Origin of the sequence: Pseudoxanthomonas mexicana (genome assembly GCF_010093385.1) — a bacterium.
In the GTDB taxonomy this organism is placed as follows: domain Bacteria; phylum Pseudomonadota; class Gammaproteobacteria; order Xanthomonadales; family Xanthomonadaceae; genus Pseudoxanthomonas_A; species Pseudoxanthomonas_A mexicana.
Window position 1 is genome coordinate 138,841 of the sequence record NZ_PDWV01000001.1, and the last position, 11,589, is coordinate 150,429.

Genomic DNA, 11,589 nt, shown 5'->3' on the forward strand with positions numbered 1-11,589 from the left:
GCCATGCTGATCGTCTGCTTCCTGTTGCTGCTGGCCTACCTGTCGGGGTCCGTCTCCGGCAGCCTGACCTTGGGCCGCCTGCGTGGCGTGGACATCCGCACGCAGGGCAGCGGCAACGCGGGTGGCACCAACGCTTTCCGTACCCAGGGTGCGAAGTTCGCCCTGGGTGTGGTGCTGATCGACATCGGCAAGGGTGCGCTGGCGGCGTGGCTCGCGCTGCGGTTCGCGCCGGTGGATGGCGTGCTGCCCGTGCGCACGGTCGCGTGGCTGGCCGTTCTGGCGGCCGCGCTGGGCCACGTGTGGCCACTGTGGCACGGGTTCCGCGGCGGCAAGGGCGTGGGTACGTTGCTGGGTGGCGTGGCGGTCCTCTGGCCCGTCGCGTTGTTGCCGTTGTTCCTGGTGTGGGTGTGCGTGCTGGTCGCCAGCGGTTACGTCGGGCTCGCCTCCATCATCGCCACGGCCTGCCTGCTGCCGCTGGCCGTGTGGCTGAGAGCGGATGTCGCTACGCAGGCCTTCGCGGCAGTGGCGGCGCTGCTGGTGCTGTTCACCCATCGCGCCAACGTGCAGCGTCTGCGCGCGGGCACCGAGTCGCGCTTCGAGCGCGTGCGCTTCTGGCGCCGTCGCGCATGAGCGGCGAGCGCGACCTGCTGGTGCGTCTTGCGGAAGGACCGGTCTCGGGCGATGCGCTCGCACGTGCCGTCGGGCAGACGCGCGCGGCGGTATGGAAGCGCATCGAAACCCTGCGCGAGGGGGGTGTACGCATCGATGCGCGGCCGGGCCGGGGCTACGCTCTCGCGACGCCGGTCGAACTGCTGGAATCGGAACGCATTCTCGCGGGGATGCGGCAGGCAGGTTCGGTGTCGGCCCTCGAAGTGGCATGGTCGCTGGACTCCACCAACAGCGAACTCCTGCGCCGCAAGGCGCCCGCGCAGGGCGCCGCGGTGTTGCTGGCCGAACAGCAGACCGGCGGGGGCGGGCGCCGAGGCCGGCATTGGGCATCGCCGATCGCGGCGAACCTGTACCTCTCGGTGTCCCGGCAGTTTCCCGGCGGCCTCGCACGGTTGGGCGGCCTGGGTCTGGTGGTCGGTGTGGCCGTCGCCGAAGCGCTCCGGCAGGCGGGCTACGACGGCGTCGGCGTGAAGTGGCCCAACGATCTGCTGGCCGGTGGCGCCAAGCTGGGCGGCATCCTGGTGGAAGGCGGGGGCGAGCATGCCGGGCCGGCGCGCGCGGTGATCGGCATCGGCCTGAATGTGCGCATGCCTGCCGACTTCGCCGCCACGATCGACCAGGCCTGGACCGATCTCGCGCGCCAGGGTGTGGATGCGCCATCGCGCAACGCGCTGGCCGCCTGCCTGCTGGATGCCTTGCTGCCGGCGCTGGACCTGTTCGACGACGAGGGTCTGTCGCCCTTCCTGGCACGCTACGCCGCGCTCGATGTGCTGGCGGGTCGCACCGTGACCGTGCATGGCGCGCAGGGCGACGAACACGGTATCGCCGACGGCATCGGCGAGGATGGCGCGCTGCGCGTGCGCATGGCGCAGGCCGTGCGCCGGGTGCATGCGGGCGATGTCAGCGTGAGGGCCTCATGACGCAGTGGGTATTCGACCTGGGCAACTCCCGGATGAAATGCGCGCCGCTGCAGGCGGACGGTCGCCTGGGCGAGGTGCGGGCGCTCGGTTACGGCGACGACGTCGCGGGCGCACTCGATGACGCCATTCCCGCCGCGGTCACCGGCGAAGCGGCCTCCGCCGTCCTGGCCAGCGTCGCGTCGCCAGCGCGCACGGCGGCGGCGGTGGACTGGCTGACCCGCCGTTTCGGCTGCATCTCCATCGTGCGTACGCAGCCGACGCTGGCGGGCGTGCGTATCGCCTATGCCGATCCCGCGCGCCTGGGCGTGGACCGGTTCCTGGCCTTGCTGGCTGCGCATGCGCGCGGCACGCGGGCCTGGCTGGTGGTCGGCGTGGGCACCGCGGTGACCATCGACCTGCTGGACGCGCAGGGTCGTCATCACGGGGGGCGCATCGCGCCTTCCCCCCGGCTGATGCGCGAGGCGCTGCAGCAGGCGGTGGCGCAGCTGCCGGCCCAGGGGGGCGACTATCTGGAATTCGCCGCCGACACCCGCGATGCGTTGGCGTCCGGCTGCGAGGGGGCGGCGCTGGGATTGATCGAACGTAGCCTGGCGCAGGCCGAACAGCGGCTGGGCGAGCGCCCCGCGTTGCTGCTGCATGGCGGCGGCGCAGGGGAGCTGGCGTCGCACCTGGACCACGCCATGCTTGCGCCTTCGCTGGTGCTGGAAGGCGTGGCCCTCTGGGCACGGCTCGGTGCCGACGGCTGAGCACGGCTAGAATCGGCGCATGCTGATCCGCGCCCTGATCGTCCTGTTGGTGGTGTTGAACCTGGGAGCTGCCGCCTGGTGGCTGACCCGTCCCGCGCCGACGCCGCCAGCAGAGCCCGCACTGCCCGCCGGTGTGGCTCGCCTGCAACTGGTGAATGAAGCACCGTCGATGCCGACGCAGGCGCCGGTCCCGCAAGCGCGCGATGCGGTGCCGCCTGCCGCCTTGGCCGCATGCTTCAGCCTGGGGCCCTATACCCGCGAGTCCTCGGCCCTGCAGGCACAGGCGGCCCTGGCCGGCCGGATCCTGCACGCGCGCCTGCGCGAAGTTCCCGGCGCCGGCACCGGGGGATACCAGGTGGTGTTGCCGCCCGCGGCATCGCTGGAGGAAGCGCAGGCGACGGCGGGCCGCATCGGCGCGGCCGGCTTCGACGATTTCCTGGTCGTGCGCCAGGGCGAGCAGGCCAACGGCATCGCCCTGGGCCGTTACCGCAGTCGCGAAGCGGCGGAACGTCGCCTGACGCAGTTGCAGGCCGCCGGTTTCCCCGCGCAGATGCAGCCCGTGGGACGTGCGGGCCCCAGCCTGTGGTGGCTGGATGCGGGCGCGGCCGCCGGCGCCGACCTGGATGCGCTGGCGCGCCTGGCATCCAGCGGCGCGCCGCAGCCGCTCGAATGCGCTGCGCTGCGCTAGAATTGCCGCCCACGCCGCTTTAGCTCAGCTGGTAGAGCAACCGCCTTGTAAGCGGTAGGTCATCCGTTCGATTCGGATAAGCGGCACCATCAAGCCCCGCCACGCGCTGCGCGTGTTGCGATGCCACAGGGCCGTCATCGCCTCCGGCTTAGACTGTGCGCCTGTTTTCCGCAGGACGTATCCATGAGTCGAACCTTTCCCCCCGTGTCCCTGATCGGCGTGCCCACCGACGTCGGTGCCGGCCATCGCGGTGCGCGCATGGGACCCGATGCGTTGCGTATCGCAGGTCTGGGCGAGGCGCTGCTGGCGCGCGGCGTGGATGTGATCGACACCGGCAACGTGCAGGGGCCGGCCAATCCGTGGACCGGGCCGGTCGACGGCTATCGCCATCTGGATGAAGTCGTGGCCTGGAACCGCGCCGTCATGGACGCGACGGCGGCCGAACTGGCACGTGGACGCCTGCCGATCATGATGGGCGGCGACCACTGCCTGGCGATGGGCTCGATCACCGCCGTGGCGCGCCATTGCCGGCAGGCCGGCAGGAAGCTGCGCGTGCTCTGGCTGGACGCGCACTCGGACTTCAACACCAGCGAGGTCACGCCGTCGGGCAACATCCACGGGATGCCCGTGGCCTGCCTGTGCGGCATCGGCCCGGATGCGCTGACGAAACTCGGCGGCGACGCCCCGGCCATCACCCCGGCCATGGTCCGGCAGATCGGTATCCGTTCGGTCGATCCCGAGGAAAAGAAGCTGATCAAGGACCACAGGGTCGACGTGTACGACATGCGCTACATCGACGAGGTCGGCATGAAGCGCACCGTTGAAGCCGCGCTGGAGGGCATGGATGCCGACACCCACCTGCACGTCAGCTTCGACGTGGATTTCCTGGACCCCAGCATCGCGCCGGGCGTGGGCACCACCGTGCCGGGCGGCCCCAACTATCGCGAAGCGCAGCTGGTGATGGAGATGATCGCCGACACCGGCCTGATGGGCTCGCTGGACATCGTCGAACTCAACCCCGTGCTGGACCGGCGCAACCGTACCGCCAAGCTCACGGTGGACCTGGTGGAAAGCCTGTTCGGCAAGTCCACCCTGATGCGCGACTGAGTCGGGCGGGGCAGGAAAACTGCGACTGAACGGCTCGCTGCGGGCTTCACGCGCCCTATACGGCGCCGCGTCGAAGGTGGACGCACACGCCGCCGCGGAGTGGGACGCACCCGCGACGGCACCGCTATCCACCAAGGAGAAGACCCATGAAGCGTGCGATGACCCTGCTGATGCTGGCCCTGTTCTCGACGGCCGTCCTGTCCGGTTGCAACACCATGGCCGGCGCCGGCAAGGACGTGCAGAAGGTCGGCGAGAAGGTCGAGGACAAGGCCCAGGACTGCAAGGACGGCAAGTGCTGAGCCAGCGGAACTGACGCCTCGTCCGCGACAGCCTGAGCAAGGGCCGGGGTGGCTCCCCGGCCCTTGTTCGTTCCTGCGTGGTCAGCCGCCAGCCAGTATGGTTGAATCAGACTGCGCGGCCGGTCCGGTGCGGACCGCCGGCCGCTGGCCGTGAATACCGTCCACAGGAGTCGCCCATGAAGCGTTTCGTCGCGTTGATGCTGTTGTCCCTGTTCTCCGTCGCCGTGCTGTCCGGCTGCAACACCGTCAAGGGGTTCGGCAAGGACGTGCAGAAGGTCGGCGAGAAGGTCGAGGAATCCTCGGGCAAGTGACCCGCGGCTTCCGGTGAATGGACGGGCCGCATCGCGGCCCGTTTCCATTTCAGCGTGCGTCCACCGTTCCGCGTCGTCATGCCGCTGAACCATTCAGCGTCTTCTAATGGCGCGTTGACGCGCAGTTGATCGGATGGGAACGCACGGCCTGCGACGCTGCGCATGCGGCAACCCCCTGCCGCGAAACACGAAGAGGAAACGCCATGAACCAGGACATCATCGCCGGCAACTGGAAGCAGCTGAAGGGCAGGATCCAGGCCAAGTGGGGCGATCTCACCGACGACGATTTCAAGGTGGCCCAGGGCAATGCGGAGTATCTGGAGGGCCGGCTGCAGGAGCGCTACGGCTACGACCGTGATCGCGCGCATACCGAAGTGGAGGATTTCCAGCGCTCCCTTCGTTCGGACAAATCCATGAACCATTGACCGGCTGATTCCGCGTCGAGCAGGACGGGCCGCCTCGCGCGGCCCGTCTGCGTTTTCGCGCTCAACGATAGCGCGGCGGATCGGCGACAAAGCCGCCGGGGAACGCGGAAGGCGCGTCCTCGCGCCAGATCGGACCATGGCGCCGCGGTACAACGCCGAGCGCCACCAGGCGACGATAGTCGTCGTAGCGCACTTCGCTCACCTGCTCCGGCTGGCGGGTCGCGCGTTCGAAACCCGTGCGCGAGGTCGGGGCCCATTCGCGGTCCCCGTGCCCGGTGCCGATGCTCTGCTGGCGCATGGATTCTTCGGCCGCAAGGCCACGTGACGTGTCTGCGGGCGCGGCGGCGGCGTCATTGGCTTCGCCACGCTTCTCCATCCGTCCACGCGCGATCGGCGGCGGCGTGTACTGCGGATAGTGGGTGCGGGCTTCGCGGAACGCCGCTACACCGATCACACCGACGTTGCGCGGCCGGCCGGTACGTGCGGCGTAGCTGTCGCCGAGGTCGGTGAAGACGAACTGCGCCACGTCGTGCATCGACTTGCGCCAGCCGTTGATCTCCGTTGCTTGCCACGGTTCCAGCACGTAGCCGGCCTGCGAGGGGTGCGCAGTCTGGCCCGTGATCGCGTTGACACCATCGACCGACAGCACGACGAGTACGCGCTCGCCGGTAGTGTTGGTCAGGCGGACGCTGTAGCGATGGCCGGGCGAACCGGCCACCCAGACATCGCCCCGGTGGGAATGTTGGGACAGCCATTCGCCGGTGTCGCGGTCGACCACGCTGACGTCCACCAGGGGGCGGGCATGGGACGGGGCGCACGCGGCGAGCAACGCCAGCGTGGCCAGGGAAGCAAGGAAGCGATGCAGCATGTCCGTTCTCCAGGTGGGGACGATGCTGGGAACGGACGGCCCATGGCAGTGGGGTTGCCGGGGACGGCGACATCTACGCCGGTTAAGCGGCCAGTGGGGCGTGCCTGCGACGCCGTGTCGCACGGTCCCCCCGGCACCGCCTGGCCCCAGCCGGTAAACTGGCCGCTTTCCCGCATTCCCCCGCTTCGCACATGACCACCCGCGTCCTTACCGGCATCACCACTTCGGGCACCCCGCATCTGGGCAACTACGTCGGCGCCGTGCGCCCCGCCGTGGCCGCCAGCCGTGCCGCGGACACGGAGAGCTTCTACTTCCTGGCCGACCTGCACAGCCTGATCAAGGCGCAGGATCCGGTGCGTACCCAGCGCTCGACGCTGGAGATCGCGGCGACCTGGCTGGCCTGCGGGCTGGAGCCGGACAAGGTGTGGTTCTACCGCCAGAGCGACGTGCCGGAGATCACCGAGCTCACGTGGTTCCTGACCTGCGTGGCGGGCAAGGGCATCCTCAACCGTGCCCACGCCTACAAGGCCGCGGTGGACAAGAACGTCGCCGAGGGCGAAGACCCGGATGCCGGCGTCAGCGCGGGGCTGTTCATGTATCCGGTGTTGATGGCGGCCGACATCCTGATCTTCAACGCGCACCAGGTACCGGTGGGCCGCGACCAGATCCAGCACATCGAGATGGCGCGCGACTTCGGCCAGCGCTTCAACCACGTCTACGGCAAGGCGTATTTCACCCTGCCGGAAGCGCTGATCGACGACAACGTGGCCACGCTGCCCGGCCTGGACGGGCGCAAGATGAGCAAGAGCTACCACAACACCATCCCGCTGTTCGCGCCGCGCGAGGAACTGAAGAAGCTGGTGTTCTCCATCCTGACCGACTCGCGCGGCCCCGGCGAGCCGAAGGACACCGAGGGTTCGGCCCTGTTCCAGCTGTACCAGGCCTTCGGCAGCACCGAGGAAACGCGCGCGTTCGCGCAGAAGTTCGCCGACGGCATCAGCTGGGGCGATGCCAAGCAGCAGCTGTTCGAACGCATCGATGCGGAAATCGCGCCGCTGCGCGAGAAGTACGAAGCGCTGATGGCCAGGCCGGCCGACATCGAAGCCATCCTGCGCGATGGCGCGCGTCGCCTGCGCGAGCGCTATGCCACGCCGCTGCTGGCCGAGCTTCGCCATGCGGTGGGCCTGCGCGACCTCTCGCAGCAACCGGTGGTCGAGGCGAAAGCCACGGCATCGAAAGCCGCGCTGCCGGCGTTCAAGCAATACCGCGATACCGACGGCCGCTTCTACTTCAAGCTCACGGACGCCGAGGGCAACGTGCTGGTGCAGAGCAATGGCTTCGATTCGCCGAAGGACGCCGGCAGGCTGATCGGCGTGCTGAAGCAGGCCGAGCAGGCCGATGCCATGGAGACGCCGGAGATCGTGCTGCAGGTCCCCGCCGGCGACGTGCTTGCGGCGTTGGCCGCGTTGCGCGCCGCGGAGGCCTGAGTCATGCCTTACCTGGCGGTCATCCTGTTCCTGCCGTGGTTCCTGTTGCTGGGATCGTTGTACTGGCTGTTCCCGCGCCAGCCGCGCACCGCACGCCGCAAGGGCTTCGATCTCGCGGCGCTGGCGGTGGCCTTCGTGCTCAGCTTCATCGGCATGCAGTGGGGGTATGCGCTGGGCGCGTCCGACGTCGGCACGGGCGCCATCTGGAAACAGGTGCTGGCCACGCTGGTGGCGTACGGTGCCTTCCTGTTCGTACTGACACTGGCGGTGCCGCCGCGCGGCTGGTGGCTGTCGCGCGGCTGAGCCGCGAGGACGGCGTGTTCCACCAAAGGCGGGTCTGCCAGTGCGACGCGGGGACTAGAATCGGTCCATCCGTTCCCACACAGGCCCGCGGATGAGCCTCCACGGCATCCACACCATCGACACCGCGTTCCAGCGCGACCATTTCGACGCCGCCTACCTGATCGTCGAGGACGGGCGGGGCGCGTTGGTCGATTGCGGCACGAATCATTCCGTCGCGCATCTGTTGGCGGCCGTGCAGCAGGCGGGCATCACGCCCGCTGACATCGACCTGCTCATCGTCACCCACGTGCACTTGGACCATGCGGGCGGCGCCGGCTTGCTGATGCAGCAGCTGCCGAACGCCACTCTGGTCGCGCATCCGCGCGCCGCGCCGCACCTCATCGATCCGGAAAAGCTCATCGCCGGCGCCACCGCCGTCTATGGCGAAGAGGAAATGCAGCGCAGCTACGGCACCCTCCAACCCGTGCCGGAGGCGCGCGTGCGCGTGGTGGAGGACGGCGAGTCGGTCATGCTGGCGGGTCGCGCGCTGGAGTGCGTCGATACGCCGGGCCACGCGCGCCACCATCACTGCATCTGGGACGCGCGCAGCCGCAGCTGGTTCACCGGGGACACGTTCGGGCTTTCGTATCGCGAGCTGGACGGGCCGCAGGGTGCCTTCATCCTGCCCACGACCACACCGGTGCAGTTCGAACCGCAGGCCCTGAAGGCCAGCATCGCCCGCATGGTGGAGCGTGCACCCGAGGCGATGTACCTCACCCACTACGGGCCCGTATCCGATGTGCCGCGCCTGGCGCAGTCGCTGTACGAACAGATCGATGCGATGGTGGCCATCGCCGACGCCTGCGACGGGCGTGCGGATCGTCATCGCTGCATCGCCGCCGCATTGTCGGCGCTGTACCTCGAGCGCGCCCATGCCCAGCAGGTGCCGCTGGCAGACGAGGACGTACTGCGCCTGCTTGCGATGGACGTCGAACTCAATGCGCAGGGCCTAGGCGTGTGGCTGGATCGTGGGCGGCCGTGAGGCGCTGCGTCTACCTGTAGGAGCGACGTAAGTCGCGACCGGAAGGAAAGGGGGCCTTGGCTGTTACGAAAGGCGCCGCGTCGTGCGCATCTTGCCAACCGTGTTCGCAGGGCGTGCGGTCGCGACTTACGTCGCTCCTACAGCGATCCTTTAGACTCGGGGCGCTGATCGAATGAGGGGGAGTTCCATGAAACGCGCCGTTCCTTTTCTGCTCCTGCCGCTGGGATTCCTTCCCGCCTTCGCCGCCGACATCCCCGGCGGAGGCATCACCCCCGACCATCTGTCGCGGCATGTGCGCGTGCTGGCCTCGGACGCATTCGAAGGCCGGGCACCGGCCACGCCCGGTGAAGAGAAGACGATCGCCTACGTGGTTGACGAGTTGAGGAAGGCCGGCGTTCAGCCCGGTGGCGAACGGGGCACCTGGACCCAGGACGTGCCGCTGGTGCGTGCGCAGGTGGAGGGCGCGATGAGCGCATCGCTGCGCATCGGTGGCGAAACGCAGGCGCTGACCAACGGCGATGACGTGGTGCTGCAGAGCCTGAGCCCGGTCGATCGTGTCGCGCTGGTGGACGCGCCCCTGGTGTTCGTCGGCTATGGCATCACCGCACCCGAGCGCGGTTGGGACGATTACAAAGGCGCCGACCTGAAGGGCAAGGTCGCCGTGGTGCTGGTCAACGATCCCGATTTCGAGACCGACGCGCCGGGCGCGTTCGACGGACGCGCCGTGACCTACTACGGACGCTGGACCTACAAGTACGAGGAGCTCGCGCGCCAGGGCGCCGCGGGCGTGCTGATCGTGCACGAAACCGTACCGGCCGCCTACGGGTGGGCAACCGTGCGCGCATCGGGGCTGTCGCCGGTGTTCGACATCCCGCGTCCCGACGCGGCCACGTACCACACGCTGCTGCGGGGCTGGATGCAACGCGATCTGGCCGTGTCGCTGTTCAAGCGTGCGGGGCTGGACTTCGAAATGGAGAAGCGTCGCGCGCAGACGAAAGCGTTCACCCCTGTGCCGCTCGGCGACGCCACGTTGTCCGCCGCGTTCGACGTCGAGCGCGACCGGGTGGTCACCCGCAACGTCATCGGCCGGCTGGAGGGGGCGCAGCGCCCCGACGAGACCGTCATCTATTCCGCGCACTGGGATGCGTTCGGCATCGGCGAGCCGGATGCCGCGGGCGACGCGGTCCGCCACGGCGCCGTCGACAACGCCACCGGTGTCGCGGCGGTGATCGAACTGGCGCGCGTGTTCGCCGCCGGCCCGCGGCCGCAGCGCACGCTGCTGTTCATGGCGCTGACCGCGGAAGAGAAGGGCCTGCAGGGTGCGACGTTCTACGCGGCGAATCCGCTCATGCCACTGGCGAAGACCGCGGCCGTGCTGAACATCGAAATGCTCAGTCCCGATGGTCCCGCGCGCGATATCGCCTCCTGGGGCAAGGGTCGCGTGTCGCTGGAGAACGACCTGAAACGCGTGGCGGAAGCCCATGGGCGCACGTATTCGCCGGATCCCAACCTGGAAGCCGGCTTCTTCTACCGTGCGGACCACTTCGCCTTCGCGCGCGCCGGTGTTCCCGCGATCACCGTGGGCGCGGGACTCGACCGGATCGATGGCGGTGTCGCGAGCGGAAAGGCGCTGCGCGATGCCTACTTCGCCCGCTGTTATCACCAGCCTTGCGATGCCTGGACAGCGTCATGGGATGCCCGCGGCCAGGCGCAGGATGTGGCGCTGCTGTACGCGCTTGGCCGCGAGATCGCTGACGGCGATGCATGGCCGCACTGGCTGAACGGTTCAGAATTCAAGGCCGTGCGCGAACGCAGCGAGACTGAACGAAAATAACGGCGCGGGCGCACGCCGTTCATGGGATCCGCTGCGCTATGCTGCGCTTCCTTTCGCGCTACCGGAACGCACGTGGCCCCTCTGCACGCCCTGGTCTATCAGAGCCAGGCCACGCGTCCGCTGGATGCGAACGACCTCGACCGGCTGCTGCTGGATGCGCGTGTGGCGAACGAGCTGGCCGACGTGACCGGTGCACTCCTGCATGGCGGTCAGCGCTTCGTGCAGTACCTGGAAGGAACGCGCGCGGACGTGGAGCAGATCTACGCCCGCATCGCGCGCGCCAGCCAGCACCATCGACTGGAGATCCTGGAGCAGGGCAGGGTGGAAAAGCGCCTGTTCCAGCGCTGGCACATGGGCTTCGCCACCGCACCGCAGACGCTGGTGCAACAGCTCAGCCAATCGCAGTGGCGTCGCGAGATTCCGTGGCTGGAAGACGAGTCCGCTGCGTCCTCGGGTCTGACGCGCCTGCTCGCCTTCTGGAAAGAGGAAGCCGGGCTCGCGCACTGAGGCGCGTCAGGGCCAGCGGTTGGGTTTGCCGCGGGTACTGTCCTCATCCATCGGCACCACGCAGAAGCGGTGGCCGGTGGGCGCTTCCATCACCCACCAGCGGTTGCGCACGTGCTGCACGCGCTTGGCGCCCAGCGCTTCCAGGCGCGCGACTTCCGCTTCGATGTCGTCGGTCTCGATGTCCAGATGCACGCGCGCCTCGTGCTTCACCTTCTGCACTTCGATGTGCAGGCCGCCCGGGCCGGGTTCGAACTTGTCGTAGAGCCCAAGGTCGCCGTCATCCGGGTGCGTGACCTTCAGTCCGAGCGCGGCGCTCCAGAACGCCGACGCGGCATGCAGGTCGTCGACCTGGCTGTCGATGATGAAACCGGCCAGACGGCTGCGATGGCTCATGGCGACTCCTG

At 68.8% G+C, this 11,589-nt stretch carries 15 protein-coding genes and 1 tRNA gene; 14 read left to right on the forward strand and 2 right to left on the reverse strand.

The features are described from left to right. Window positions 1–3: 3 nt before the first annotated feature. The 9 genes from plsY (at window position 4) to CSC76_RS00640 (ending at window position 5,165) form a co-directional block, all read left to right on the forward strand. Window positions 4–630 carry a glycerol-3-phosphate 1-O-acyltransferase PlsY gene (plsY, locus tag CSC76_RS00600; RefSeq protein WP_162108117.1) on the forward strand — a complete coding sequence of 209 codons (627 nt, stop codon included), beginning with the start codon at window positions 4–6 and terminating at the stop codon, window positions 628–630. Continuing rightward, window positions 627–1,589 carry a bifunctional biotin--[acetyl-CoA-carboxylase] ligase/biotin operon repressor BirA gene (gene birA / locus CSC76_RS00605; protein WP_162108118.1) on the forward strand — a complete coding sequence of 321 codons (963 nt, stop codon included), beginning with the start codon at window positions 627–629 and terminating at the stop codon, window positions 1,587–1,589. Before plsY ends, birA begins: the two co-directional genes overlap by 4 nt. Then, entirely contained in the window at window positions 1,586–2,335 is a 750-nt protein-coding gene (locus CSC76_RS00610) for a type III pantothenate kinase (protein WP_162108119.1), read from the forward strand. The genes birA and CSC76_RS00610 overlap by 4 nt, the downstream gene beginning before the upstream one ends. A 19-nt stretch (window positions 2,336–2,354) precedes the next feature. After that, a complete protein-coding gene (locus tag CSC76_RS00615) occupies window positions 2,355–3,023 on the forward strand; it encodes an SPOR domain-containing protein (protein ID WP_162108120.1) in 669 nt (222 codons plus the stop codon). A 13-nt stretch (window positions 3,024–3,036) separates the two neighbouring features. Then, window positions 3,037–3,112, forward strand: a tRNA-Thr gene (locus tag CSC76_RS00620). Between the two features lie 94 nt (window positions 3,113–3,206). Then, window positions 3,207–4,130 carry an arginase gene (gene rocF / locus CSC76_RS00625; RefSeq protein WP_162108121.1) on the forward strand — a complete coding sequence of 308 codons (924 nt, stop codon included), beginning with the start codon at window positions 3,207–3,209 and terminating at the stop codon, window positions 4,128–4,130. A 146-nt stretch (window positions 4,131–4,276) separates the two neighbouring features. Next, the gene (locus tag CSC76_RS00630; RefSeq protein ID WP_056879413.1) at window positions 4,277–4,429 is read left to right on the forward strand and encodes an entericidin A/B family lipoprotein; all 153 of its coding nucleotides are present in this window, start codon (window positions 4,277–4,279) and stop codon (window positions 4,427–4,429) included. Between the two features lie 176 nt (window positions 4,430–4,605). Next, complete coding sequence (locus CSC76_RS00635) at window positions 4,606–4,740, forward strand: entericidin A/B family lipoprotein (protein ID WP_162108122.1); 135 nt, start codon at window positions 4,606–4,608, stop codon at window positions 4,738–4,740. Window positions 4,741–4,943: 203 nt separating this feature from the next. Then, window positions 4,944–5,165, forward strand: a complete 222-nt coding sequence (locus CSC76_RS00640) for a CsbD family protein (RefSeq protein ID WP_162108123.1) — start codon at window positions 4,944–4,946, stop codon at window positions 5,163–5,165. 61 nt (window positions 5,166–5,226) lie between these two features. On the opposite strand, the gene CSC76_RS00645 is transcribed toward CSC76_RS00640, so the two are convergent. Then, a complete protein-coding gene (locus CSC76_RS00645) occupies window positions 5,227–6,033 on the reverse strand; it encodes a hypothetical protein (protein WP_162108124.1) in 807 nt (268 codons plus the stop codon). A gap of 191 nt (window positions 6,034–6,224) precedes the next feature. Here CSC76_RS00645 and CSC76_RS00650 point away from each other — a divergent pair, with 191 nt between their 5' ends. From CSC76_RS00650 to CSC76_RS00670, 5 genes are all read left to right on the forward strand, one after another. Continuing rightward, on the forward strand, window positions 6,225–7,520 hold the full coding sequence (locus CSC76_RS00650; protein ID WP_162108125.1) for a tryptophan--tRNA ligase: 1,296 nt from the start codon (window positions 6,225–6,227) through the stop codon (window positions 7,518–7,520). A gap of 3 nt (window positions 7,521–7,523) precedes the next feature. Next, on the forward strand, window positions 7,524–7,823 hold the full coding sequence (locus CSC76_RS00655) for a hypothetical protein (protein ID WP_162108126.1): 300 nt from the start codon (window positions 7,524–7,526) through the stop codon (window positions 7,821–7,823). Window positions 7,824–7,914: 91 nt separating this feature from the next. After that, complete coding sequence (locus CSC76_RS00660; protein WP_162108127.1) at window positions 7,915–8,844, forward strand: MBL fold metallo-hydrolase; 930 nt, start codon at window positions 7,915–7,917, stop codon at window positions 8,842–8,844. 187 nt (window positions 8,845–9,031) lie between these two features. Continuing rightward, window positions 9,032–10,678 (forward strand): M28 family metallopeptidase, encoded by a 1,647-nt coding sequence (locus CSC76_RS00665; RefSeq protein WP_162108128.1) that lies wholly within the window; start codon window positions 9,032–9,034, stop codon window positions 10,676–10,678. Window positions 10,679–10,750: 72 nt separating this feature from the next. After that, window positions 10,751–11,185, forward strand: a complete 435-nt coding sequence (locus CSC76_RS00670; protein WP_162108129.1) for a BLUF domain-containing protein — start codon at window positions 10,751–10,753, stop codon at window positions 11,183–11,185. A 6-nt stretch (window positions 11,186–11,191) separates the two neighbouring features. Here the strand turns inward: CSC76_RS00670 and CSC76_RS00675 are convergent, their stop codons facing one another. Next, the gene (locus CSC76_RS00675) at window positions 11,192–11,578 is read right to left on the reverse strand and encodes a VOC family protein (protein ID WP_162108130.1); all 387 of its coding nucleotides are present in this window, start codon (window positions 11,576–11,578) and stop codon (window positions 11,192–11,194) included. Between the last annotated feature and the right edge of the window lie 11 nt (window positions 11,579–11,589).

Bases quoted from the DNA above. Each gene is read 5' to 3' on its own strand.
- CSC76_RS00645 (WP_162108124.1), bottom strand. From the start codon at position 6,033: ATGCTGCATCGCTTCCTTGCTTCCCTGGCCACGCTGGCGTTGCTCGCC.
- CSC76_RS00665 (WP_162108128.1), top strand. From the start codon at position 9,032: ATGAAACGCGCCGTTCCTTTTCTGCTCCTGCCGCTGGGATTCCTTCCC.
- birA (WP_162108118.1), top strand. From the start codon at position 627: ATGAGCGGCGAGCGCGACCTGCTGGTGCGTCTTGCGGAAGGACCGGTC.
- plsY (WP_162108117.1), top strand. From the start codon at position 4: ATGCTGATCGTCTGCTTCCTGTTGCTGCTGGCCTACCTGTCGGGGTCC.
- CSC76_RS00615 (WP_162108120.1), top strand. From the start codon at position 2,355: ATGCTGATCCGCGCCCTGATCGTCCTGTTGGTGGTGTTGAACCTGGGA.
- CSC76_RS00635 (WP_162108122.1), top strand. From the start codon at position 4,606: ATGAAGCGTTTCGTCGCGTTGATGCTGTTGTCCCTGTTCTCCGTCGCC.
- CSC76_RS00640 (WP_162108123.1), top strand. From the start codon at position 4,944: ATGAACCAGGACATCATCGCCGGCAACTGGAAGCAGCTGAAGGGCAGG.
- CSC76_RS00650 (WP_162108125.1), top strand. From the start codon at position 6,225: ATGACCACCCGCGTCCTTACCGGCATCACCACTTCGGGCACCCCGCAT.
- rocF (WP_162108121.1), top strand. From the start codon at position 3,207: ATGAGTCGAACCTTTCCCCCCGTGTCCCTGATCGGCGTGCCCACCGAC.
- CSC76_RS00655 (WP_162108126.1), top strand. From the start codon at position 7,524: ATGCCTTACCTGGCGGTCATCCTGTTCCTGCCGTGGTTCCTGTTGCTG.
- CSC76_RS00610 (WP_162108119.1), top strand. From the start codon at position 1,586: ATGACGCAGTGGGTATTCGACCTGGGCAACTCCCGGATGAAATGCGCG.
- CSC76_RS00630 (WP_056879413.1), top strand. From the start codon at position 4,277: ATGAAGCGTGCGATGACCCTGCTGATGCTGGCCCTGTTCTCGACGGCC.
- CSC76_RS00660 (WP_162108127.1), top strand. From the start codon at position 7,915: ATGAGCCTCCACGGCATCCACACCATCGACACCGCGTTCCAGCGCGAC.
- CSC76_RS00675 (WP_162108130.1), bottom strand. From the start codon at position 11,578: ATGAGCCATCGCAGCCGTCTGGCCGGTTTCATCATCGACAGCCAGGTC.